Source organism: Pseudomonas edaphica (assembly GCF_965277385.1).
Lineage (GTDB): Bacteria > Pseudomonadota > Gammaproteobacteria > Pseudomonadales > Pseudomonadaceae > Aquipseudomonas > Aquipseudomonas edaphica.
Window position 1 is genome coordinate 4571151 of sequence record NZ_OZ255725.1, and the last position, 23117, is coordinate 4594267.

The 23117-nt window shown below is 60.9% G+C and carries 21 protein-coding genes; 2 read left to right on the forward strand and 19 right to left on the reverse strand.

What is annotated here, in order from left to right; all coding sequences use genetic code 11:
• Positions 1 to 63 precede the first annotated feature (63 nt).
• The 12 genes from ACQY47_RS20765 to arcD (ACQY47_RS20820) all read right to left on the reverse strand — a co-directional run bounded on the left by ACQY47_RS20765 (position 64) and on the right by arcD (ACQY47_RS20820) (position 14501).
• Entirely contained in the window at positions 64 to 552 is a 489-nt protein-coding gene (locus tag ACQY47_RS20765) for an RDD family protein (protein WP_017139142.1), read from the reverse strand.
• Between the two features lie 94 nt (positions 553 to 646).
• Positions 647 to 859: a cold-shock protein gene (locus tag ACQY47_RS20770; RefSeq protein WP_017139143.1), complete on the reverse strand. Its 213-nt coding sequence runs from the start codon at positions 857 to 859 to the stop codon at positions 647 to 649.
• A 391-nt stretch (positions 860 to 1250) separates the two neighbouring features.
• Entirely contained in the window at positions 1251 to 2375 is a 1125-nt protein-coding gene (gcvT, locus tag ACQY47_RS20775) for a glycine cleavage system aminomethyltransferase GcvT (protein WP_428551449.1), read from the reverse strand.
• A 39-nt stretch (positions 2376 to 2414) separates the two neighbouring features.
• The gene (locus ACQY47_RS20780; RefSeq protein WP_017139145.1) at positions 2415 to 3791 is read right to left on the reverse strand and encodes an L-serine ammonia-lyase; all 1377 of its coding nucleotides are present in this window, start codon (positions 3789 to 3791) and stop codon (positions 2415 to 2417) included.
• 185 nt (positions 3792 to 3976) lie between these two features.
• The gene (gene gcvP, locus ACQY47_RS20785; RefSeq protein ID WP_428551452.1) at positions 3977 to 6814 is read right to left on the reverse strand and encodes an aminomethyl-transferring glycine dehydrogenase; all 2838 of its coding nucleotides are present in this window, start codon (positions 6812 to 6814) and stop codon (positions 3977 to 3979) included.
• Positions 6815 to 6824: 10 nt separating this feature from the next.
• On the reverse strand, positions 6825 to 7208 hold the full coding sequence (gene gcvH / locus ACQY47_RS20790; RefSeq protein WP_428551455.1) for a glycine cleavage system protein GcvH: 384 nt from the start codon (positions 7206 to 7208) through the stop codon (positions 6825 to 6827).
• 361 nt (positions 7209 to 7569) lie between these two features.
• Positions 7570 to 9078 (reverse strand): sigma-54-dependent transcriptional regulator, encoded by a 1509-nt coding sequence (locus ACQY47_RS20795; RefSeq protein WP_099549404.1) that lies wholly within the window; start codon positions 9076 to 9078, stop codon positions 7570 to 7572.
• A gap of 183 nt (positions 9079 to 9261) precedes the next feature.
• The gene (locus tag ACQY47_RS20800) at positions 9262 to 9624 is read right to left on the reverse strand and encodes a DUF5064 family protein (protein ID WP_428551459.1); all 363 of its coding nucleotides are present in this window, start codon (positions 9622 to 9624) and stop codon (positions 9262 to 9264) included.
• 18 nt (positions 9625 to 9642) lie between these two features.
• Entirely contained in the window at positions 9643 to 10572 is a 930-nt protein-coding gene (gene arcC, locus ACQY47_RS20805) for a carbamate kinase (protein WP_017139150.1), read from the reverse strand.
• Between the two features lie 140 nt (positions 10573 to 10712).
• Complete coding sequence (locus tag ACQY47_RS20810) at positions 10713 to 11723, reverse strand: ornithine carbamoyltransferase (protein ID WP_170039881.1); 1011 nt, start codon at positions 11721 to 11723, stop codon at positions 10713 to 10715.
• A gap of 69 nt (positions 11724 to 11792) precedes the next feature.
• Complete coding sequence (gene arcA, locus ACQY47_RS20815; RefSeq protein ID WP_428551464.1) at positions 11793 to 13049, reverse strand: arginine deiminase; 1257 nt, start codon at positions 13047 to 13049, stop codon at positions 11793 to 11795.
• Positions 13050 to 13073: 24 nt separating this feature from the next.
• Complete coding sequence (arcD, locus tag ACQY47_RS20820; RefSeq protein ID WP_428551467.1) at positions 13074 to 14501, reverse strand: arginine-ornithine antiporter; 1428 nt, start codon at positions 14499 to 14501, stop codon at positions 13074 to 13076.
• 446 nt (positions 14502 to 14947) lie between these two features.
• Between arcD (ACQY47_RS20820) and arcD (ACQY47_RS20825) the strand changes: the two genes are divergently transcribed.
• Together arcD (ACQY47_RS20825) and ACQY47_RS20830 are read left to right on the forward strand one after the other, a co-directional pair.
• Entirely contained in the window at positions 14948 to 16375 is a 1428-nt protein-coding gene (arcD, locus tag ACQY47_RS20825) for an arginine-ornithine antiporter (protein ID WP_428551470.1), read from the forward strand.
• Positions 16372 to 17235 carry a DNA-3-methyladenine glycosylase family protein gene (locus ACQY47_RS20830; RefSeq protein WP_428551473.1) on the forward strand — a complete coding sequence of 288 codons (864 nt, stop codon included), beginning with the start codon at positions 16372 to 16374 and terminating at the stop codon, positions 17233 to 17235. The genes arcD (ACQY47_RS20825) and ACQY47_RS20830 overlap by 4 nt, the downstream gene beginning before the upstream one ends.
• A gap of 192 nt (positions 17236 to 17427) precedes the next feature.
• Here the strand turns inward: ACQY47_RS20830 and ACQY47_RS20835 are convergent, their stop codons facing one another.
• The 7 genes from ACQY47_RS20835 to ACQY47_RS20865 form a co-directional block, all read right to left on the reverse strand.
• The gene (locus ACQY47_RS20835; RefSeq protein ID WP_170039875.1) at positions 17428 to 18777 is read right to left on the reverse strand and encodes a CoA transferase; all 1350 of its coding nucleotides are present in this window, start codon (positions 18775 to 18777) and stop codon (positions 17428 to 17430) included.
• 40 nt (positions 18778 to 18817) lie between these two features.
• The gene (locus tag ACQY47_RS20840) at positions 18818 to 20161 is read right to left on the reverse strand and encodes a sensor histidine kinase (protein ID WP_177033312.1); all 1344 of its coding nucleotides are present in this window, start codon (positions 20159 to 20161) and stop codon (positions 18818 to 18820) included.
• 67 nt (positions 20162 to 20228) lie between these two features.
• Positions 20229 to 20693 carry an LTXXQ domain-containing protein gene (locus ACQY47_RS20845; RefSeq protein WP_017139156.1) on the reverse strand — a complete coding sequence of 155 codons (465 nt, stop codon included), beginning with the start codon at positions 20691 to 20693 and terminating at the stop codon, positions 20229 to 20231.
• Positions 20694 to 20966: 273 nt separating this feature from the next.
• On the reverse strand, positions 20967 to 21644 hold the full coding sequence (locus ACQY47_RS20850; RefSeq protein ID WP_017139157.1) for a response regulator transcription factor: 678 nt from the start codon (positions 21642 to 21644) through the stop codon (positions 20967 to 20969).
• Between the two features lie 7 nt (positions 21645 to 21651).
• On the reverse strand, positions 21652 to 22059 hold the full coding sequence (locus tag ACQY47_RS20855) for a translation initiation factor 2 (protein WP_428551479.1): 408 nt from the start codon (positions 22057 to 22059) through the stop codon (positions 21652 to 21654).
• A gap of 107 nt (positions 22060 to 22166) precedes the next feature.
• On the reverse strand, positions 22167 to 22466 hold the full coding sequence (locus ACQY47_RS20860; protein WP_428551482.1) for a YciI family protein: 300 nt from the start codon (positions 22464 to 22466) through the stop codon (positions 22167 to 22169).
• 1 nt (position 22467) lies between these two features.
• Positions 22468 to 23064: a septation protein A gene (locus ACQY47_RS20865; RefSeq protein WP_428551485.1), complete on the reverse strand. Its 597-nt coding sequence runs from the start codon at positions 23062 to 23064 to the stop codon at positions 22468 to 22470.
• Positions 23065 to 23117: the final 53 nt, after the last annotated feature.

The following is a 23117-nucleotide window of genomic DNA, read 5'->3' on the forward strand; positions in this document are numbered from 1 at the left end:
GTGACTGAACGATCGCCATCGCAGGCAAGCCAGCTCCCACACTTGATCTCTAGTGTTCTTGGGTTACTTTTTCTGCTTGGGGACTCGCACCAACTGCGTATCCGAGTAGATGTCATGCCAGCTGCGCTTGCGCTTATCAAACACCGACCAGACAAACCCCAACCCCACGCACAACCACGATGCAATCGCCACCACAAAGCGCAGCAGCGCCTGCCACAGGCTGATGCGCGAGCCGTCTGCGTTCTGCACGCGCACGCCCCACACCTGCATGCCCAAGGTCTGCCCCGAATGGGTCCAGAACTTGGCGAAGAAACCAAACAGCACAAAAAACAGGATCGTCGACAGCAGCGGGTCGCCGTCCAGCGCGCCGGACTCGGTGAGCGTGCGCATCCTGGCTTCGCCGATAAACGCCATCCACACCAGCTTGTAGATAAACGCGGTGACGATCAGCAACGCGGTGCACAACAGGAAGTCATAGAACATCGCTGCCAGACGACGGCCCAGGCCAACGGCGGGGAATTCGCCTTGGGGGCTCAACAAAGGTTTGGGCATGGCCGTCTCTCTTGAGAAAAAAGCCATTTTACGAGCAAACGCACATAAAAAAGCCCCTCATGTCACCATCAGGGGCTTTTTGTCGCAGTAAGGATCAGCCTTCTGCTTGCACTTCGTCAGCCTGCATGCCTTTCTGGCCTTGCACGGCGATGAAAGACACTTTCTGGCCTTCTTTCAGGCTCTTGAAGCCATTGCCCTGAATAGCGCGGAAATGCACGAACAGATCCGGACCGCTTTCTGGAGTGATAAAACCAAACCCTTTCTCGTCGTTAAACCACTTGACGGTACCGCTCTGACGATTCGACATTTCTTATTTCCTTTGACGCTAAAAATTAATGACAGCCCCTTTCACATGAAAGAGTACTGGGCTGGGTTGCAGGAAAGTAAGAGACGTCGAACGGGTTGTAGCAAACTTATGGCTACTGCCCAGGTCCAGGTTCAAAGCGACCCATGCAAACACAGTGGCTAAACTCTACGTCAACTAATATGGAAAAAACAAGCCCCGGAGAATCCCCAGGTTTTGCTCGGCCATATGACACTTCGTTGACTAAAAGTGGATCCCGCATATTCGATAGCGTTGCTCACTTGTTATAGGTTTGCGCCTATTAAAATGACTATCGTCAATGCACTCTTTTATGGCGGTTGCGTTACAAATTAGTGCGCGTTAACGCAACCGCGTTACTTATAGGAACAGTCAATCAGCCACGGTAGTAACGTTGCGGTACAAATGGCATTTTACTTACACGTAGTGGCACCTTTTTCCCACGTACCAACGCAGACACTTCGGTGTCCAGTGCGACAAATGCGCTGTCCAGGTAACCCATGGCCAGTGGGCCGCCCAGTGTCGGGCCAAAGCCGCCGCTGCACACGCTGCCGATCACCGTGCCGTGTTCGTCGACGATTTCTGCGCCTTCACGCACCGGGGTCCGTTCCTGTGGCAGCAGGCCCACGCGCTTGCGGCTTACGCCGGCTTGTTGCTGGGTGAAGATGCGGTCAGCGCCCGGAAAGCCGCCGGCACGTGCGCCATCGGCACGACGGGCCTTGGAGATCGCCCAGAGCAGGCTGGCTTCGATCGGCGTGGTTTCGGTATTCATGTCATGGCCATACAGGCACAGGCCGGCTTCCAGGCGCAGGGAATCGCGGGCGCCCAGGCCGATGGCTTGAACTTCGGTTTCGGCGAGCAGGCTGCGCGCCAGGCTCTCGGCATTGGCCGCCGGTACGGAGATCTCAAAACCGTCTTCGCCGGTGTAACCCGAGCGGCTCACGTAGCACTCCACGCCCAGCAGGCGCAGGGTGGCGAACTGCATGAAGGTCATCTTGGTGACTTCCGGCGCCAGGCGCGCCAGCACTTTCACGGCTGCCGGGCCTTGCAAGGCCAGCAGGGCGCGTTCTTCGAACAGCGGCTCAATGCTGCACTGCTCGCCAATATGTTTGCGCAGGTGGGCCAGGTCCTGATCCTTGCAGGCTGCGTTGACCACCAGGAACAGCTCGTCGTTGCCCAGGTTGGCCACCATCAGGTCATCAAGGATGCCGCCCTGGTCGTTGGTGAACATGGCGTAGCGCTGCATGCCGACTGGCAGGTCGATGATGTCGACCGGCACCAGGGTTTCCAGGGCCTTGGCGGCGTTGGCGCCGGTCAGGCGGATCTGACCCATGTGGGACACGTCGAACAACCCGGCTTGATCACGGGTGTGCAGGTGTTCCTTCATCACACCCAGCGGGTATTGCACCGGCATGTCGTAGCCGGCGAAGGGCACCATGCGTGCGCCCAGCTCGATGTGCAGGGCGTGCAATGGGGTTTTCAACAGGGTTTCGGTGGACATGTTCAGCTCCTGAAAAACGTGCGGACGCGCGGGTGGGCGTCAGCACTCGATAATGTTGACGGCCAAACCGCCACGGGCGGTTTCCTTGTATTTGCTTTTCATGTCGGCGCCAGTCTGGCGCATGGTGCGGATGACCTTGTCGAGTGAGACAAAGTGCTGCCCGTCACCACGCAAGGCCATGCGCACCGCATTGATCGCCTTGACCGAGCCCATGGCATTGCGCTCGATGCACGGCACCTGCACCAGCCCGCCAATCGGGTCGCAGGTCAGGCCGAGGTTGTGTTCCATGCCGATCTCGGCAGCGTTTTCCACTTGGGACACGCTGCCGCCCAACACTTCGCACAAAGCGCCTGCGGCCATGGAACAGGCCACGCCGACTTCGCCCTGGCAGCCGACTTCGGCGCCGGAAATCGAGGCGTTTTCCTTGTACAAAATACCGATGGCGGCGGCGGTGAGCAGAAAGCGCACCACGCCGTCCTCGTTCGCGCCGGGGATAAAGCGCATGTAGTAATGCAACACCGCCGGCACAATCCCGGCCGCACCGTTGGTGGGCGCGGTGACCACGCGCCCGCCGTTGGCGTTTTCTTCGTTGACCGCCAGCGCATACAGGTTGACCCAATCCAGCACCGACAACGGGTCGCGCAATGCCGATTCGGGGTTCTTGCACAGCTGCCGATGCAGCGCCGCCGCACGGCGCTTGACCTTCAAACCACCGGGCAAGATGCCTTCGTTGCGACACCCGGCATCCACGCAGTCCTGCATCACCTGCCAGATGTTCAGCAAGCCGGCGCGAGTCTCCGCCTCCGGGCGCCAGGCACTTTCATTGGTGAGCATCACCTGGCTGATGGACAGTCCGTAGGTGGCGCAATGGCCAAGCAAGTCCTTGGCGTGCTTGAAAGGGAAGGTCAGCGGCGTGGTGTCTTCGACAATCCGGTCAGCGCCGGCAGCGTCTTCATCCACCACAAACCCACCGCCGACCGAGTAATACTCGCGGCTGCGGATCTGGATACCGGCGGCGTCGAAGGCACGAAAAATCATACCGTTGGGGTGGTAGGCGAGAGGCTTGCGAATCATCGCCAGGTGTTCTTTCTCGTTGAACGCAATGCTGTGTTCACCGAGCAGGTTCAAGCGACCGTCACCGCGCATTTGCGCAAGGCGTGCGGCGACGGTTTCAGTATTCACGGTGTCTGGGTGTTCGCCTTCCAGGCCCAGCAACACGGCCTTGTCGCTGCCGTGACCTTTGCCGGTGGCGCCCAGCGAGCCATAGAGCTCCACCTTGATGCCGCTGGTGGCGCTCAGCAGGTTGTCACGCTTGAGGCCTTCGACGAATCGAGCGGCGGCGCGCATCGGGCCGACGGTATGGGAGCTGGAGGGGCCGATGCCAATCTTGAACAGGTCGAACACGCTAAGGGACATGGTTGTTCTCCGGTTTCTTATTATTTTGGAAGACTTGCTCGCTCAGTGTAGAAACCGGGCTTGTGTGGGAGCTGGCTTGCCTGCGATAGCATCACCCTGGTCTACCTGATAGACCGAGGTGCCTGCATCGCAGGCAAGCCAGCTCCCACAAAAACCAGCTCCCACATTGACCGAGTTCAGTCAGATCACGCGTAGCTCTCGATCGACGGGCACGCACACACCAGGTTACGGTCGCCAAACACGTTGTCGACCCGGCCAACCGGCGGCCAGTATTTGCCTTCGATCAACGACGCTACCGGGTACACCGCCTGTTCACGGCTGTACGGGTGGCTCCATTCACCGACGATTTCAGCCGCCGTGTGCGGGGCGTTTTTCAGTGGGTTGTCGTCCTTGTCCAAGGTGCCGTTTTCCACTGCGCGAATTTCCTCGCGGATGGCAATCATGGCGTCACAGAAGCGGTCCAGTTCTTCTTTGGATTCGCTTTCGGTCGGCTCGATCATCAAGGTGCCCGCCACCGGGAACGACATGGTCGGCGCATGGAAACCAAAATCGATCAGACGCTTGGCCACGTCATCCACGCTGATGCCGCTGCTGTCTTTCAAGGGGCGCAGGTCCAGGATGCACTCGTGTGCCACCAGGCCGTTGCTGCCGGTGTAGAGCACGGGGTAATGCTCTTCAAGGCGACGGGAAATGTAGTTGGCGTTCAGGATCGCCAGCTGCGAGGCGCGCTTGAGGCCCGCGCCGCCCATCATGCTGATGTACATCCACGTGATCGGCAAAATGCTCGCGCTGCCAAATGGCGCCGCGCACACCGCGCCTTCCTTGCGCTCCATGGCCGCGTGGCCTGGCAGGAATGGCGTGAGGTGGGATTTAACCCCAATCGGGCCAACGCCCGGGCCGCCACCGCCGTGCGGAATGCAGAAGGTTTTGTGCAGGTTCAGGTGGGACACGTCGCCACCGAACTTGCCCGGTGCGCACAGGCCGACCATTGCGTTCATGTTGGCGCCGTCGATGTACACCTGGCCGCCGTTGTCATGAATGATCCCGCAGATTTCGCGGATGCCTTCTTCGAACACGCCGTGGGTGGACGGGTAGGTAATCATCAGCGCAGCGAGGTGCTCGCGGTGCTCGATGGCTTTGGCGCGCAGGTCTTCGATGTCGACGTTGCCGCGTGCGTCGCATGCGGTCACCACCACGCGCATACCGGCCATGTTGGCGGTCGCAGGGTTGGTGCCGTGGGCCGAAGACGGGATCAGGCAGATGTCGCGGCGTTCTTCGCCACGGCTCTGGTGGTAAGCACGAATGGCCAGCAGGCCTGCGTATTCACCTTGGGAACCGGCGTTCGGCTGCAGGGAGATCGCGTCGTAGCCGGTGGCCGCGCAGAGCATGGCTTCCAGGTCGGAAGTCAGCTCCAGGTAGCCGGCGCTTTGTGCGGCCGGGGCGAAGGGGTGCAGGGCACCGAATTCGGCCCAGGTTACCGGGATCATTTCGCTGGCGGCGTTGAGTTTCATGGTGCACGAACCCAGCGGGATCATGGTGCGGTCCAGCGCCAGGTCCTTGTCGGCCAGCTTGCGCAGGTAGCGCATCAGCTCGGTTTCGGAGTGGTAACGGTTGAACACCGGGTGGCTGAGGATCGGCGACTGGCGCAACAGCGCGGCGGGCAAGGTGCTTTCAGTCGCAGCAAAGGCGGGCAGCGCCTTGCCGTCGGCGAAGATCGACCACAGGGCTTCGATGTCAGCCTGGGTGGTGGTTTCGTCGACCGACAGGCCAACGCGTTCAGCATCGACCACACGCAGGTTGATGCGCTGGGCGCGGGCCTTGTCGTGCAGGGCGGCGGTGTTGGCGCCCGTGTTGAGGGTGATCGTGTCGAAGAAGTTTGCCTGCTCAACCTTAAGGCCCAGGGCGGTCAAGCCTTTGGCCAGGATCGCGGTCAGTTGGTGAATGCGCTGGGCGATCTGGGTCAGGCCTTTAGGGCCGTGGTACACGGCGTACATGCTGGCAATGTTGGCCAACAGGACCTGCGCGGTGCAGATGTTGCTGGTGGCTTTCTCGCGACGGATATGTTGCTCGCGGGTCTGCATGGCCAGGCGCAGGGCCGGCTTGCCGAAACGGTCGACCGACACACCGACCAGACGGCCGGGCATGTCGCGCTTGAACGCATCCTTGGTGGAGAAGTACGCCGCGTGCGGGCCACCAAAGCCCAGCGGCACGCCGAAGCGTTGCGCGCTGCCGATGGCCACGTCGGCGCCGAACTCACCCGGCGGGGTCAGCAGGGTCAGGGCCAGCAGGTCAGCGGCCACGGCCACCAGCGCATTGGCGGCGTGGAAGCGCTCGGTCAGTTCGCGGTAGTCGAACACGTCACCGTTGCTCGCCGGGTACTGCAGCAGAGCGCCGAAGAACGCGCTGACGTCAGTCAGTTCACGCTCATCGCCCACTACCACGTCGATGCCCAGCGGCTCGGCACGGGTGCGCAGCACGTCGAGGGTTTGCGGGTGGCTGTGGACCGAGGCGAAGAAGGCATTGCTGCCCTTGTTCTTGCTCAGGCGCTTGCAGAAGGTCATGGCTTCGGCGGCGGCGGTGGCTTCGTCGAGCAAGGAGGCGTTGGCGATCGGCAGGCCGGTGAGGTCGCTGATCAGGGTCTGGAAGTTCAACAGCGCTTCCAGGCGGCCTTGGGAAATTTCAGGTTGATACGGGGTGTAGGCGGTGTACCAGGCCGGGTTTTCCAGCAGGTTGCGCAGGATCGGCGACGGCGTGTGGCAGTTGTAATAGCCCTGGCCGATGTAGGTCTTGAACAGTTGGTTCTTGCCGGCGATGGCCTTGATCTTGGCCAGGGCCTGGGCTTCGCTCAGGCCGTCTTCCAGGCCGAGCACGCTGGTGCCCTTGATGCTTTCCGGGATCACGCTGGCGCTGAGGGCTTCGAGGGAATCAAAGCCCAGGCTTGCGAGCATGTGCTGCTCATCTTCCTGGCGCGGGCCGATGTGGCGGGCGATGAATTCGTTGGCGGTGCTGAGATTGATGGTCATGGCGCGCTCCTCAGGCTTCAGCGTTGGCTTTGATCAGGCGGTCGTACGCATCCTGATCCAACAGCTTAGCCACTGCATCGGCATCGGCGGGTTTAAAGCGGAAGAACCAACCTTCGCCCATCGGGTCTTCGTTGACCAGTTCCGGGCTGTCGCTGAGTGCTTCGTTCACTTCGAGCACTTCACCGGTCAGCGGCATGTACACGCCGCTGGCTGCCTTGACCGATTCCACGGTGGAGGCTTCGGCGCCCTTGTCGTAAACCTGCAACTCCGGCAGTTGCACGAAAACCACATCACCCAGTGCGTTTTGCGCGAAAGCGGTGATACCCACGGTGACGCTGCCATCGGCTTCGGCGCGCAGCCATTCGTGATCTTCAGTGAAACGCAACTCGCTCATGGAAACTCCTCAGGGCCAGATTCGTCTGGTGGACGGGATTGGAATAATGGGGAGTTGCTTAGCAATATTGCGGCCAATGTTATTAAATCGTTATAAAACAAATACTTAACAATTTTTGTTATGACGATATGATTTTCAGCTGTAGCGATTTCGCTACACTCGGGCACACCAAAAAAAGCCTATGCGGATCAAAGCCTTGCATGGCGCGCAAAAAACAGGGTTGTAGCGATATCGTTACGCTGTAGCGCTTTCAGTACAGCGGATGTCGTTCTCAGACCAAAACTTGGATGCCCTCCATGGGGGAGGGGGCTTGTGTGGGAGCTGGCTCCCACACAAGCCCCACATTTTGATCTCTACATTTTCAGGTTTTGTTTGGAATGCCGTACTTGCGCAAGCGATGGGCGATCGCCGTGTGCGATGTCTGCAAGCGGCTGGCCAGTTGGCGGGTCGAGGGATAACTGGTGTAGAGCGTTTCCAGCAGGTTGCGCTCGAAGTCTTCCACCGCTTGCTCCAGGCTGTCGACTTCACCGTCGCTCTGGCGCGCCACTGAGGTGCCGGCGATGTCGAGGTCGCCGATGTCCACCAGGCTGCTTTCGCAGATGGCGGCGGCGCGGAAGATCACGTTCTGCAGCTGGCGCACATTACCCGGCCAGCGGTTGCCCAGCAGCGCCGGGTAAGTGCCAGGCGCCAGGCGGCACACCGGGCGCTGGATCTGCGCACAGGCCTGCTGCATGAAGTAGCGCGCCAGCAGCAGAATGTCCTGGCCGCGCTCGCGCAGCGGCGGCACTTCGACGTTGAGCACATTAAGGCGGTAGAACAGGTCTTCGCGGAAGGTGCCCTCGCTGACCATCTTTTCCAGGTCGCGGTGAGTAGCGCTGAGAATGCGCACATTGACCTTCACTTCGCGGTCGCCGCCCACCCGGCGAAAGCTGCCGTCGTTGAGAAACCGCAGCAGCTTGGCCTGCAAATACGGCGACATCTCACCGATCTCATCAAGGAACACCGTGCCCTGGTTGGCCAACTCCATCAGCCCCGGCTTGCCGCCACGCTGCGCGCCGGTAAAGGCGCCAGGCGCATAACCGAACAATTCACTTTCGGCCAGGTTCTCCGGCAACGCCGCACAGTTCAAGGCCAAAAACGGTGCACTGTGCCGCGCGCTGATGGCATGGCAGGCACGCGCGACCAGCTCTTTGCCGGTGCCGGTTTCGCCCTGGATCAACAGCGGTGCATCCAGCGCCGCCACCCGTTGCGCCCGCGCCTTGAGCGTGCGAATCACCGGCGACTCGCCCAGCAGCGCATCAAAACCTTCGGCATGGTCATGGTGCAGCGCCGACAGCTGTTCGCCGATGCGGTTGGGTTGGTACAGAGTGAGCAAGGCGCCGGCGTCAGTGATCGGCGTGGCGTCGAGCAAAAAGGTCTGGCCGTTGACGCTGATTTCGCGCAACGGCAAACGAAAGCCCTGTTCGAGCAAGGTTTCCAGCAACGCCGGGTCATTGAACAACGCGCTGATACTTTCACCCGCCGGTTCGCGGCCATACAGCGCGATCAGCGCCGGGTTGGCCAGCAGGATCTTGCCCGCGCTGTCCAGGGCCAGCACCGGGTCGGTCATGGCCGCGAGCAACGCGTCGAGTTGCAGGTGGCGACGTTGGCCGGGGAGGATATCCACCACGGTGACCGCCTGTACGCCGTGCACGCTGAACAGCGCGTCGCGCAACTCTTCGAGCACCTCGGCGCTCAGCGTCGGCGCGTCGATGTACACGTTGGGCGGCACCATCTCCACCGCATCCAGGTTGAGATTGCGCCCACCGAGCAGGGCCAGGACTTCCTGGGTAATGCCGACGCGGTCGATGAAGCTGACGTGGATACGCATGGGGCTGGCAATTCTGGGGAACTGGAGGCGGCAAGTATGCCTTGGAGCGCAGGGAGATCAAAATGTGGGAGCTGGCTTGCCTGCGATAGCATCACCTTGGTCTACCTGATACACCGAGGTGACCGCATCGCAGGCAAGCCAGCTCCCACACAAGCCAGCTCCCACATTGGACTTACGGTGTTGTTACTCCAGGTGTTCCGGTTTGACCGGATCGCCGGATTTCACATCCAGCTGATGCCTTACATCTTCAAACATCAAGTCGTACTGCTTGTGCATCGAGCCGTTAAGCGTCGCAACCTTCGGCATTCCATATTTCTGCGCGATGTTCATCGCATGCCGGGCAAAGTCGAAGGCCTGATCCTTGGGTAAAAAGAATTCCTCCTTGAGGTCCTTGCCCTGCATCGAGCCGTGCAGCTTGAAGAGCATTCCCTTGCCTTCCTTTGGATCCTGGCTGACCTCGTAGTCGATGCACAGGTTGTAGCTGTAGTCATCCTTGTTGAGCGCGTGACGTTCGATGTGCAGGTGACCGGGTTCAAAGGTGGCCATAGGCGTTTCTCCTCTACTTCACAGGTAGGTGATGCCAGGTTTTGCCGTGCTGATGCGCGTGCCGGCGCTGCCCTGGACGATGGCTTCGATGTCCGAGAGTGAACCGATGACGGCAGTTTTGCCAGTCTGGCGGGCGAACTCGCAGGCCGCTTGTACCTTCGGCCCCATGGAGCCGGCGGCGAAGCCGAGCTTCTCCATGTCATCGGGATGGGCCTGGCCGATGGCCTTTTGGGTCGGCTTGCCGAAGTCGATAAAAGCCGCATTGACGTCGGTGGCAATCACCAGCAAATCCGCGTCCAGTTGTGATGCCAGCAAGGATGAGCACAGGTCTTTGTCGATCACCGCTTCAATGCCGCGCAGCGTGCCGTCGTCGCCATACATGGTCGGGATGCCGCCGCCACCGGCGCAGATCACAATGGCGCTTTTTTCCAGCAGCCACTTGATCGGGCGGATTTCAAAGATGCGTTTGGGGCGTGGGCTGGCCACCACACGGCGGTATTTATCGCCATCGGGCGCGATGGCCCAGCCTTTTTCGGCCGCGAGTTTTTCGGCTTCGGCTTTGGAGTACACCGGGCCGATGGGCTTGGTCGGGTTCTGGAAGGCCGGGTCTTTGGCGTCGACTTCCACTTGGGTGAGCAAGGTGGCGAACGGCACCTCGAAGTCCAGCAGGTTGCCCAGTTCCTGTTCGATGATGTAGCCGATCATGCCTTCGGTCTCGGCGCCGAGCACGTCCAGTGGGTACGGCGAAACCTGGGTGTAAGCCGCTGCCTGCAACGACAGCAGGCCGACTTGCGGGCCATTGCCGTGGGCGATCACCAATTCGTTGCCGGGGTGGATTTTGGCGATCTGTTCGGTAGCGATACGGATATTGGCGCGTTGGTTGTCCGCCGTCATGGGTTCACCACGGCGGAGCAGGGCGTTACCGCCCAGGGCTACGACGATGCGCATAAAAATGTCCTTCTAAAAGCGTGGCTGAAGGAACGCTGTTCATGTGGGAGCTGGCTTGCCTGCGATAGCGGTGGATCATGTAGACCGCCATCGCGGGCAAGCCCGGCTCCCACATGGGAGCGCATTACCAGCTTGATGGGTTAGATATCCGCCAGCGCCGACACCAGAATTGCCTTGATGGTATGCATGCGGTTTTCCGCCTGCTCAAACGCGATGTTGGCTGGCGACTCGAACACTTCCTCAGTCACTTCCACACCATTGGCCAGGTTCGGATAGCGCGCGGCGATGTCCTTGCCCACCTTGGTCTCACTGTTATGGAACGCCGGCAGGCAGTGCATGAACTTCACGCGCGGGTTGCCCGAGGCTTTCATCATCTTGGCGTTGACCTGGTACGGCAGCAGTTGCTCGATACGCTCGTCCCACGCTTCCACCGGCTCACCCATCGACACCCAGATATCGGTGTGGATGAAGTCGACGCCTTTGACGGCTTCTTTCGGGTCTTCGGTGATGGTGATGCGTGCGCCGCTTTCCTCGGCAAACACCTGGCACTGCTTGATGAAATCTTCGTGTGGCCACAGGGCTTTCGGCGCGCCGATGCGCACGTCCATGCCCAGTTTGGCGCCGATCATCAGCAACGAATTGCCCATGTTGTAGCGCGCGTCGCCCAGGTACGCGTAGCTGATGTCATGCAGCGGCTTGTCGCTGTGCTCGCGCATGGTCAGGGTGTCGGCGATCATTTGGGTCGGGTGGAATTCGGCGGTGAGGCCGTTGAATACCGGCACACCAGCGAACTTGGCCAGCTCTTCGACGATTTCCTGTTCAAAGCCACGGTACTCGATGGCATCGAACATGCGGCCCAGGACGCGGGCGGTGTCTTTCATGCTTTCTTTGTGGCCGATCTGCGACGACACCGGGTCGATATAGGTGACGTGGGCGCCCTGGTCATGGGCCGCCACTTCGAACGCGCAACGGGTGCGAGTCGAGGTTTTTTCGAAGATCAGCGCGATGTTCTTGCCTTGCAGGTGCGGACGCTCGGTGCCGGTATACTTGGCGCGTTTGAGGTCGCGGGACAGGTCCAGCAGGTAGTTCAGCTCGCGGGTAGTGTGGTGCATCAGCGAGAGCAGGCTGCGGTTGCGCATATTAAAAGCCATGATGGATCTCCTTAGGTTTCGGTTATCCCCCTGGCCGCTGCTGGATAAGCAGCGGCCAGGGCCAAAAAATCAATAGTCGATGGGGTCGCGGATGATCGGGCAGGTCATGCAGTGGCCGCCGCCACGGCCTCGGCCCAGTTCACCGGCGCTGATGGTGATGACTTCCACACCGGCCTTGCGTAGCAAGGTGTTGGTGTAGGTGTTGCGGTCATAGCCGATCACCACGCCAGGCTCCACGGCCACCACGTTGTTGCCGTCATCCCATTGCTCGCGTTCGGCGGCGAAGCTGTTGCCGCCGGTCTCGACCACTCGCAGCGCCTTGAGGTTAAGGGCTGCGGCCACGGTTTCGAGGAAGTTGGTTTTCTCCCGCTGGATGTCGATGCCGTGTGGTTTGCTTTCATCCGGGCGCAGGGTGAAGGGCACGATCTGGTTGACCACTTCGGGGAAGATGGTCACCAGGTCGCGGTCGCAGAAGCTGAACACCGTATCCAGGTGCATCGCCGCGCGGGACTTCGGCAGGCCGGCAACGATCACGCGTTCCACGGCTTTGTTCTTGAACAGGTTGCGCGCCAGTTGGCCAATCGCCTGGTGCGAAGAACGCTCGCCCATGCCGATCAACACCACGCCATTGCCAATCGGCATCACGTCGCCGCCTTCCAGTGTGGCGGCCCCGTGTTCCTGGTCGGGGTCGCCGTACCAGATCTGGAAGTCGGCGTTGGTGAACTCGGGGTGGAATTTATAGATGGCGCTGGCCAACAGGGTTTCCTGACGTCGCGCCGGCCAGTACATCGGGTTGAGCGTCACACCGCCGTAGATCCAGCAGGTGGTGTCGCGGGTGAACTGGGTGTTGGGCAGCGGCGGCAGGATAAAGCTTGAGTGGCCGAGGAAGTCGCGGAACATCTCAATGGTCTTGCCACCGAAGCTGCTCGGCAGGTCATCGGCCGACACGCCGCCAATCAGGAACTCGCTGATTTTGCGCGGCTCCAGGCTGCGCAGCCATGAGCCGACTTCATCGACCAGGCCCAGGCCAACGGTGTTGGCGGTGATCTTGCGCTCCAGAATCCAGTCCAGCGCTTCGGGGATGGCGACGATATCGGTCAGCAGGTTGTGCATTTCCAGCACATCAATGTCCCGCTCGCGCATCTTGGTTACGAAGTCGAAGTGGTCGCGCTTGGCCTGGGCCACCCACAACACGTCATCGAACAGCAGTTCATCGCAGTTGTTGGGGGTCAGCCGCTGGTGGGCCAAACCTGGGGAGCACACCATGACTTTACGCAGTTTGCCGGCTTCGGAATGTACGCCGTACTTCACTTTTTCCGTGGTCATTACAGATCCTCCAGTGAACAAAAGTTACAGAGTCAGGAAGCCGGCGTAGAGGCCATAAGCAGCCACCAGGGCGCCAATGACTACCGCGGCGAAAATCAGCTTCTCGACGTTGGTGAAAATCGGTTTGCCCAGTTCATGCTTGGCCTTGGCGAACAGGATCACGCCGGGGGCATACAGCAGGGCGGAGAGCAGCAGGTACTTGGTGCCACCGGCGTAGAGCAGCCACACCGCGTAGATCAACGCGATGGCGCCGATGAACAGGTCTTTCTTGCGCTCGCGCAGGGCGTTTTCGTAGGTCTCGCCGCGCACCGCCAGCAGCAGTGCATAGGCCGCCGACCACAGGTAAGGCACCAGGATCATCGAGGTGGCGAGGTAGATCAGCGACAGGTAAGTGCTGGCCGAGAACAGCGTGATGACCAGGAAAACCTGGACCATCGCATTGGTCAGCCACAGGGCGTTGACCGGCACATGGTTGGCGTTTTCCTTACGCAGGAACTCCGGCATGGTGTGGTCCTTGGCGGCGGCGAACATGATCTCCGCACACAGCAGCACCCACGACAGCAGCGCACCCAACAGCGAGATGATCAAGCCGACGCTGATCAACACCGCGCCCCAGTGGCCCACCACATGCTCCAGCACGGCAGCCATCGAAGGGTTCTGCAGTTTGGCCAGTTCCGGTTGGGTCATGATGCCCAGGGACAGCACGTTCACCAGCATCAAAAACAGCAGCACGGTGATAAAACCGATTACGGTGGCCTTGCCGACGTCGCTGCGTTTTTCTGCACGGGACGAGAAGATGCTCGCGCCTTCGATGCCGATAAACACCCACACGGTGACCAGCATCATGTTGCGCACCTGGTTCATCACGCTGCCCAGGTCGGGGTTTTTCACGCCCCAGATGTCAGCGGTGAAGATGTCCAGCTTGAACGCGAACAGCGCGATCAATACGAACAGCACCAGCGGCACCACCTTGGCGACGGTGGTCACCAGGTTGATGAACGCCGCTTCCTTGATCCCGCGCAGTACCAGGAAATGCACGGCCCACAGCAGCACCGAGGCGCCAATCACCGCAGCGGGTGTGTTGCCTTCGCCAAAGATCGGGAAGAAGTAACCGAGGGTGCTGAACAGCAGCACGAAGTAACCGACGTTGCCCAGCCAGGCGCTGATCCAGTAGCCCCAGGCCGACGAGAAACCCATGTAGTCGCCGAAGCCGGCTTTGGCGTAGGCGTATACGCCGCCGTCGAGGTCAGGTTTGCGGTTGGCCAGGGTCTGGAACACGAAAGCCAGGGTGAGCATGCCGATGGCGGTAATGACCCAGCCGATCAACACCGCGCCGACATCGGCGCTGGCGGCCATGTTTTGCGGGAGTGAGAAGATCCCGCCGCCAATCATTGAACCCACGACCAGCGCAACCAGGGCGCCGAGTCGAAGTTTTCCGGGAGTGTCAGACATTGCATGACTCCAATGCAGGAGAAGAGAGAGCACAGAATAATTCTGTGCGCTGATCAAACAGCTGACTTAGATCACGTCATTGGCACATTCCATTGTGAATTAATGACTTAGGGGTAAAATCCCGGGGCAATAGTTTGCCCCGAAAAGGCGCTTTCCAGAGCGGCTCCTGCGTTTTGATCAAGCATTTAGTCCGAGGTGTGGACGTTTGACCCTAGCCCGCTTTGTCGAATGTGCAAACTTTTCTCAATTAACGGGTTAAGTCTGCAAAAACTGGCCAAGTGCCTGCTCTATTTAAAATCTAAATAAGCTTAAACTTTATAAACTGTCATGCCGTTGCGTTATGAGCGTGACGGTTTTATCGCTGTATTTAATAAACGCTGCACTCGCTGATTTAATTAGTTGAGTGCGCGCTTGTTCTCTCAAACTATTTTATTTCAGGAGTTTGCATGTCCCAACCGGCCGAGAAACTACGTCTCAGCGCGCTGATTGCCCTGGTGGTGGGGTCGATGATCGGCGGCGGGATTTTCTCTTTGCCGCAGAACATGGCCGCACGCGCCGAAGTGGGCGCCGTGCTGATCGGCTGGGCCATCACCGCCGTCGGCATGCTCACCCTGGCGTTTGTGTTCCAGACCCTGGCCAATCGCAAACCCGAACTGGATTCCGGCGTGTACGCCTACGCCAAGGCCGGGTTCGGTGACTACATGGGGTTTTCGTCGGCCTGGGGCTACTGGATCAGTGCGTGGATGGGCAACGTCGGTTACTTCGTGTTGCTGTTCAGCACCCTCGGCTACTTTTTCCCGGTGTTCGGCCAGGGCAATACACCCGTCGCCATCGGCTGCGCCTCACTGCTGCTGTGGGCCGTGCATTTTCTGGTGTTGCGCGGCATCAAGGAGGCGGCGTTCATCAACCAGATCACCACCGTGGCGAAGATCGTGCCGTTGCTGATGTTTATCGTGATCGCCGCCGTGGCGTTCAAGGCGGATATTTTCACCCGTGATATCTGGGGCCTGGGCAACCCGCAATTTGGCAGCGTGGTCGATCAGGTGCGCAGCATGATGCTGGTCACCGTGTTCGTGTTTATCGGCATCGAGGGCGCCAGCGTGTATTCGGCGCGCGCGGAGAAGCGCTCGGACGTGGGCCGCGCCACCGTGATCGGCTTTCTCGGCGTGCTGGCACTGCTGGTGCTGGTGAATGTGCTGTCCCTGGGGATCATGAGCCAGCCGGAGCTGGCGCAATTGCAAAACCCTTCACTGGCAGGTGTGCTGGAACATATCGTCGGGCCGTGGGGCGCGATGTCGATCAGCATCGGGTTGGCCGTGTCACTGCTCGGCGCCTTGCTCTCATGGGCGCTGCTGTGTGCGGAAATCCTCTACGCCACTGCCCATGACAAGACCATGCCGGCGTTCCTGAAAAAGGAAAACCCCAACCGGGTGCCGGTCAACGCGCTGTGGCTGACCAACCTGATGATCCAGGTGTTCCTGGTGATCACGCTGTTTTCCCACAGCACCTACACCACCCTGATTTACCTGGCCTCGTCGATGATCCTGGTGCCGTACCTGTGGTCGGCGGCCTACGCGGTGCTGTTGAGCGGGCGCGGTGAAACCTATGCCGGTGCCCAGCGCCAGCGCTATAAGGATTTGCTGGTCGGCCTGATCGCCCTCGGCTATGCCGTCTGGCTGCTGTACGCCGGCGGCTTGAAGTACCTGCTGCTCTCGGCGCTGTTGTATGCGCCCGGCGTGATCCTGTTTGCCCTGGCCAAGCGCGAGCAGGGCCAGCCCTTGTTTACGCACATGGAAAAGGGCATTTTCAGCTGCGTGATCGCGGGCGCGGGGCTGGCGGCTTATGGGCTGTATAGCGGGGTGTTGTCGTTGTGAGATTGGCATATCAGCCGCCCTATGACTGGGCGGCAATGCTGGGTTTTTTATCGGCGCGGGCCATCACAGGGCTGGAGACCGTTGAGGCCGGCGTGTATCGGCGCAGCATCAGCGTGAACGGGCAGCACGGCTGCATCAGCGTGGCACCGGGTGCGGGCGATTGGCTGGAAGTGGGTGTTGAGTTCCTCGACGCGGCGGCGCTGCCCGAGATCGAGCGGCGCCTGCGGGCCATGTTCGATCTGGACGCCCGGCCTGGGTTGATCAATGCGCAGCTGGCCGCCGACCCGTTGATGGCACAACTGGTGGCTGCGCGCCCTGGCCTGCGTGTACCGGGGACGTGGGACGGTTTGGAACTGGCGATTCGTGCGGTGCTGGGCCAGCAGATCACGGTGGTCGCGGCCATTCGCCTGGCGGGTAAATTGGTGGTGCAGTATGGCCAGCCGCTGCAAACGCCCTATGCCGGTATTACCCATGTGTTTCCTGTTGCCGAAGTCTTGGCGGCGGCGGACCTCGCGACCTTGGGCATGCCCAAGGCGCGGGGCCGTACTTTGTCAGGTGTGGCTCAGGCGTTGCTGGAAGATCCGCAGTTATTTGCACCCAAGGCCAACCTCAAGGACGGCGTGGCGCGGCTGGTGGCCTTGCCGGGAATCGGCGACTGGACCGCGCAGTACATCGCCATGCGTCAGTTGCGTGAGCCGGATGCGTTTGCGTCGGGGGATATTGGCTTGATCAATGCGCTGGCGGCACTGGAAGGCGGGCCGGTGTCGGCGCGGCAGTTGTTGGCGCGTGCCGAGGCGTGGCGGCCTTTAAGAGCGTATGCGGCGCAGCATTTGTGGACGTCGTTGAGTCGGGGGGATTGAGGGTGGCTGTCAGGGCCTCATCGCAGGCAAGCCAGCTCCCACATTTGACTGTGGCCACACTTTCAATGTGTGAGAGCCAGGTCCCACATTTGACTGTGGCCACACTTTCAATGTGTGAGAGCCAGCTCCCACATTTGACTGTGTTCACACATCCAATGTGGGAGCTGGCTTGCCTGCGATAGCGATCTCAAGTCACCACTGAGCCCGATGTGAGCCCAATTCGCCGGCGGGCAAATCCCACTGCAACGGCGTGCCACTGATGCTCACCGGCGCCAGCAAACGATGCGCCTGGCCCCACGCCGTCTGCTCCACCACCAAGCCCTGATCGCCCGGTTCTTCAGCCCGCAACGCCGGCTGCTCCGGCACGTGCCCGGCCTCCACCAGCAACTTCGCCGTGCGCGCCAATGACAACCGCGCCGAACCACCGCGCCCGGTTTTCAGCCGCTCACTCAACGCTTGAATCGCACTGGCCGCCATCAAATACCCGGTCGCATGATCCAGCGCCTGCAACGGCAGCGGCACCGGTTTATCTGCCTGTTTCCACGCCATGCCAGCGTCGGCAATCCCGCTGCTCATCTGCACCAAACTGTCGAAGCCGCGACGGTTACGCCACGGGCCGCTCCAGCCGTAGGCGTTGAGGCTCACGTCGATCAGGCCGGGGGCGAGGTTTTGCAGTTCAGTGGCGGTGTAGCCCAACTGCTCCAGTGCGTCGGCGCGGTAGCCGTGGAACAGGATGTCGGCGTCCTTGAGCAAGCTTTCGAACACCTGGCGGTCTTCAGCACTTTTAAGGTCCAGGCGTGCGCAGCGTTTGCCCAGGGTCATTTCCGGTACTACGCCGGGCTCGTTCCAGGTCGGCGAGTCGATGCGCAGTACATCTGCGCCCAAACCTGCGAGAAAACGGCTGGCCACGGGGCCGGCCAACACGCGGGTCAAATCCAGCACCTTGATGCCTGCCAGTGGGCGTGCCACCGAGCCGAGCCAAGGTTTGTCGCAGGGGGTGTCGAAGGCCTGGCGCTGCACCAATGCCTCGGCGTTCACCGCCAACCCTTGCGGATGGGTTTGCCAGGCCTGCCATGTACGCATCTGCGCCGCGCAACCGCCGGCATCGACGATCGCCTGTTCCAGTTCGGCGGCGTTCCAGGTCGCGACTTTACTGGCCATCTCGGCGCGGTCCTTGACCTTGCCCAGCACGCGCTCGGCGGCGGCACGGTGGTGGGGCGCATTGGTGTGCAAACGGATCCAGCCGTCGGCGCTGGCGTAGTCGCCGGCTACCGGGTCCCACAGCGGCGGTACTTGCCAGCCCACCGGGCGAATCGAGGAGGAGAACCAGAAGGAAGCGAGGCGCCGGTCCACGCTTACGCTGGGCAAGCGCCCGGTTTGTTGCTGGATAAGCTGAGCAACCGCCTGGCCGGCAGCGCCGAGGCTGGCGCTGGCCAGTTCGGTCACGGCAAAGGTCGAGGGCAGGGCGCCGGCCTCGGTAAACGTCAGCGGGGTTTGCGGTAAATCGAGTGCGGCTTGGATGGATGTCAGCAGGTCAGTCATCAAAGGCCCTCCGTTAGAGAAGGGCCACTATAGAAGATCCTCACACGGCTGTGACCACTCCCGGCTCCAACGGCAAGTCGATGCTGGCGATAAAACCGCCGTCCGGGTGATTGCCCAGGATCAGGCTGCCGCCATGGCGTTCGGCGGCGCGACGGGCAATCGCCAGGCCCAGCCCGTGGCCTTGTGCGGCCTGGCCAGGCGCGCGATAAAACGGCTCGCCCAACTGGCTCAGGTGTTCGGCTTCAACGCCGGGGCCGTGGTCGCGCACGCTGATCAGGATGCGCTCGCCCTGGTGCCGGGCGCTTAGCTCGATCGGCTGGCCCACGGGGTTAAAGCGCTGGGCGTTACGCAGCAGGTTGTCCACGGCGCGCTCGATCATGGTCGGCCAACCCTTGAGGTGCAACTCGGGCTCGGCGCTCAGTTGCACCACCTGTTCCGGCGCACTGAGTTGGGCATCCTTTTGCAAGGTCCTGAGCAGTGGGGTGAGGTCGACGTCCTCTGCGCTGGCGTTGTCAGCATCCACACGGGCCAGTACGAGGATTTCACTGATCAGCGCTTCCAGGCGGTCGCACTCGCGGGTCAGGCGCGGCCACAGCCGTTCGCGTTCTTCCGGGCTGGCGCGTTCGGCCAGGGCCAGGGCAATACGCAGTCGGGCCAGCGGTGAGCGCAGTTCATGGGACACATCGCGCAGCAACTGGCGCTGGCTGCCGATCAGGCTTTGCAGGCGCGCGCCCATGCGGTTGAAGTCGGTGGCGAGCACGCCGAACTCATCGCGGCGGTTGGCCAGTTGCGCCAGGCTGTTTTGCTGATAGGTGGTCTGGCCCAGGTCATGCACCGCACCGCGCAGGCGGCTGAGTGGGCGGGTGATGGACAAGGTCACCAGCAGGCTGAACAACGTCAGTACCACCAGGGCAATCGCCAGCGCGCTAAACGGCCACAGCAGGCTGCTGCGGTGCCAGGCGTCCAGTTCCGGGTTGGGGATGCGGTAGATCAGCAGGTACGTGTCCCCGGTTTTTTCACTGGTGTACTCGGCGGTCAGGCGGCGCCAGGGCAAGTGGCTGTCCTGGTTGTCATTCTGGCGGGCTTCGAAGGCGGCGGCGCGACGTGGGAACGTGCCGCGTACCACCGGGTCGCCGCTTTCGTTGAGTACCTGCACGTCGATGTGGTACTGGCGTTTGCGTTGTTGCAGCAAATCCTGGGCGGCGTCCTCACCCTGGGCTTCGTAGAGTTGCGTCCACTCTTGCGCCAGGTTGTTGAGGCCGGGATGGCGGCTGAGAATCCAGGCGTCCTGGTTGAGCATGTGCCCAAGCAGGATCGACAGCCCGGCAACCAAGGCGATGGCCAGCCAGAAACTGGCCAGGATGCGCCAGAACAATGAACGCACAGGAAACCCTCAAGCAGGAAAAGCCCAGCGGCGTGAGCCACTGGGCTGGGGAGGTAACGCTAGAGCATTATTGCGCTTTTTGCGGCTGTTGCGCTTTCCAGGCCTGGAATTCCTTCCACTCGGCGCGGCGCTCGGCTTGCTTCTTGACGATCTCGTCGAATTTCTTCTGTTGATCGGGTTTGAGCACGGCACGGATGTCAGCCTGGGTTTTCTGTTTGCCGGCGGCGATTTCATCCTGCATGGCTTTCTGGTCAGCAGCCGGCAGCTTGTCCAGGTACTTTTTGACCAGGTCTTTGCGGGCGTGCCATTGGTCACCCATCAATTTGCCGATTTGCTGGCGCTGTTCCTTGGTCAGGTCCAGCTGGCTGAAGGGGCCGCCTTTGCCACGCGGACCGTGTTCACCGCCGTGGCCCGGGCCACCCATCATGTGGCCTTCTGGGCCGCCCATCGGGCCTGGGCCTTCTGGCATTGCGGCCATGGCAACGGTCGGCAGGGCAGCGGCGAACATCAGAGCGATAAGGGTCTTGCGCATGGTGTTTCTCCTGTCTCTATTCCGGTGAGTCCGGATGTGAGTAGGTTACGCAGCGCAAGGTCAGCGGCGGTCAGGGGAGGGTAAAGCTTGGGTAAAGAGGGTTTTGATGTGAACTGACAAAACTGTCGGATTGATGCGATCAAGTGTGGGAGCTGGCTTGCCTGCGAATGCGGCGGGTCAGCTACATAGATGCAAGCTGACCCTGCGTTATCGCAGGCAAGCCAGCTCCCACAGGGTAATTCATCGTTCCCCCGCTCCGCGTGGGAACGATCATTAAAGGCTGTAGTAGTAGCCGCGGCTGCGCAGCGCCACGATCCGTGGCCGACCATCCGGGTGTGGGCCGATCTTTTTGCGCAGGTTGCTCACGTGCATGTCCAGGCTGCGGTCGTACAGAGTGAGCTTGCGGCCCAGGGCGATCTGCGCCAGTTCCTGCTTGTCCAGCGGCTCGCCGGGCTGGCGCAGCAAGGCTTCGAGCAGGCGGCTTTCGGACACCGTGAGGGTGAATTCCTGCTCGTCGATGCTGACCACACCGCGCACCGGGCTGAAGCACAAATCGCCCAGTTCCATCTGCGTCGACACGGCGGCCGGGTGGCTGCGGCGCAGCACGGCGCGCAGGCGCGCAGTCAGCTCGCGCGGGTCACAGGGCTTGGCCAGGTAATCGTCGGCACCCAGTTCCAGGCCGAGGATACGGTCCAGCGGTTCGCCACGGGCCGAGAGCATCACCACCGGCAATTCCGGGTGGTCATTGCGCAATTGCTTGAGCAACTCCAGGCCGCTGCCATCCGGCAGCATCACGTCAAGCACGACGGCGGCGGGTGCGGCTTCGGCCAGGGCTTTGCGCGCGCTCACGCCGTCGTGGCAGGCGCGCACCTGGAAACCTTCCTGGCTCAGCCAACTGGTCAGCAGCTCACAGAGCTCCTGGTCATCATCTATCAGTAACAGCTCGCTCATGACTCACTCAATTTAGCCATTGTCGACGGCGACGGTGCCCACCACTGGCGAAGATCCCGCACAGCAGGGCGATCAGTGCGACGGCCGCGCCCGTGACAAACCACTGTTGTTGCTCGGTCAGCCAGCGGGTCAAGGCGCCGCCTTGTGTCTCTTTGAGTTGCTGGACCAGGCGTTGGTTCTCCTGGCGCAAGCGACTCAGTTGGGCGCTTTCGCGAGCAGTATCTGCACTTTGCAGTTGTTTGCTCAGTTCTTCACGCAGCCGTTCGCTTTCTTTCAAGCGTTGCTGCAACTCGGTGATCTGGCTGCCGGCGCCCAGGGACAAGGGCGTGGAGCTGCCGGTGTTTGAGGTTTCTTCCGCATGGGCGGTCGCCCCGATCATTAACACTGCCAACAGACACAACGGACGTAAGCGCATCGGAACTCCTGATTCCACACGAATATTCAGAACGTTGTCGGCAGGTTACCGAGAATAATGAGCAATTAAGAGCGCGCCGAACCTATCAGGTTCAGCGCAGCCGGGCTTTAAGGCAGGACTTGCTTGAACGGCTTGACCACCACATCAGCGTAGACGCCCGCTTTGATGTAGGGATCGGCTTTGGCCCAGGCCTTGGCGTCGGCCAGCGAGGCGAACTCGGCAATGATCAGGCTGCCGGTGAAGCCGGCGGCGCCTGGGTCATTGCTGTCGACGGCCGGGTGCGGGCCTGCGATCACCAGGCGACCTTCGGCTTGCAGGGTTTTCAGGCGCTCAACGTGCGCCGGACGCACGCTCAGGCGTTTTTCCAGCGAATCGGCAACGTCGGTGGCAATGATGGCGTAGAGCATGTCAGTCCTCGGTTTTCGGCGTGGTAGGGGCGGTGTCATGCAGATGGCGCGACAGGTAGATACCTTGGCCGATCAGGAACAATACGGTCATGCCCAGGCTGCCGAAGACTTTGAAGTCCACCCAGTAATCCTGGAAGGTAAAGGCCACGAACAGGTTGGCGGCGCCGCAGAACAGGAAAAACACGATCCAGGCCACGTTCAACCGCACCCATACCGGCTCCGGCAGGGTCAGCGCGTGGCCCATGATGCGCTTGATCAACAAGCGGTCACCGATGAAGTGGCTGCCGATAAACACCAGCGCGAACAGCCAGTTCACTACCGGGGCTTTCCATTTAAGGAAGGTTTCGCTGTGAAAGGCCAGGGTCAGGCCGCCGAAGACCAGGCAGGCAACCAGGGTGAGCCATTGGCTTTTTTCCAGTTTGCGCTGGGAAATGAAAATGGCGCCGTAGACTACGATAGAACTGACGATCAGCACGGCAGTGGCGCTGTAGATGCCCCCGAACGAGAGCGGATGACCGGCGATATCGATGACCCTGGGGTCGAGTTTGGTAACGATGAAAAACAGCAACAGCGGGATGAAGTCGATGAATTGTTTCACAGTAAGAGCCAGAAGCTGGATGTGGCGGCATAATAACAAACATCCTTGGTAGC

Coding starts and splice junctions, on each gene's coding strand:
- ACQY47_RS20810 (WP_170039881.1), bottom strand. CDS start 11,723: ATGGCTTTTAATATGCGCAACCGCAGCCTGCTCTCGCTGATGCACCAC.
- ACQY47_RS20845 (WP_017139156.1), bottom strand. CDS start 20,693: ATGCGCAAGACCCTTATCGCTCTGATGTTCGCCGCTGCCCTGCCGACC.
- ACQY47_RS20780 (WP_017139145.1), bottom strand. CDS start 3,791: ATGTCCCTTAGCGTGTTCGACCTGTTCAAGATTGGCATCGGCCCCTCC.
- ACQY47_RS20855 (WP_428551479.1), bottom strand. CDS start 22,059: ATGCGCTTACGTCCGTTGTGTCTGTTGGCAGTGTTAATGATCGGGGCG.
- arcD (WP_428551467.1), bottom strand. CDS start 14,501: ATGTCTGACACTCCCGGAAAACTTCGACTCGGCGCCCTGGTTGCGCTG.
- ACQY47_RS20835 (WP_170039875.1), bottom strand. CDS start 18,777: ATGACTGACCTGCTGACATCCATCCAAGCCGCACTCGATTTACCGCAA.
- ACQY47_RS20800 (WP_428551459.1), bottom strand. CDS start 9,624: ATGGCCACCTTTGAACCCGGTCACCTGCACATCGAACGTCACGCGCTC.
- gcvH (WP_428551455.1), bottom strand. CDS start 7,208: ATGAGCGAGTTGCGTTTCACTGAAGATCACGAATGGCTGCGCGCCGAA.
- gcvP (WP_428551452.1), bottom strand. CDS start 6,814: ATGACCATCAATCTCAGCACCGCCAACGAATTCATCGCCCGCCACATC.
- gcvT (WP_428551449.1), bottom strand. CDS start 2,375: ATGTCCACCGAAACCCTGTTGAAAACCCCATTGCACGCCCTGCACATC.
- ACQY47_RS20795 (WP_099549404.1), bottom strand. CDS start 9,078: ATGCGTATCCACGTCAGCTTCATCGACCGCGTCGGCATTACCCAGGAA.
- ACQY47_RS20860 (WP_428551482.1), bottom strand. CDS start 22,466: ATGCTCTACGCCATCATTGCCACCGACGTTGCCGATTCGCTGGAAAAA.
- ACQY47_RS20770 (WP_017139143.1), bottom strand. CDS start 859: ATGTCGAATCGTCAGAGCGGTACCGTCAAGTGGTTTAACGACGAGAAA.
- arcC (WP_017139150.1), bottom strand. CDS start 10,572: ATGCGCATCGTCGTAGCCCTGGGCGGTAACGCCCTGCTCCGCCGTGGT.
- ACQY47_RS20850 (WP_017139157.1), bottom strand. CDS start 21,644: ATGAGCGAGCTGTTACTGATAGATGATGACCAGGAGCTCTGTGAGCTG.
- arcA (WP_428551464.1), bottom strand. CDS start 13,049: ATGACCACGGAAAAAGTGAAGTACGGCGTACATTCCGAAGCCGGCAAA.
- arcD (WP_428551470.1), top strand. CDS start 14,948: ATGTCCCAACCGGCCGAGAAACTACGTCTCAGCGCGCTGATTGCCCTG.
- ACQY47_RS20765 (WP_017139142.1), bottom strand. CDS start 552: ATGCCCAAACCTTTGTTGAGCCCCCAAGGCGAATTCCCCGCCGTTGGC.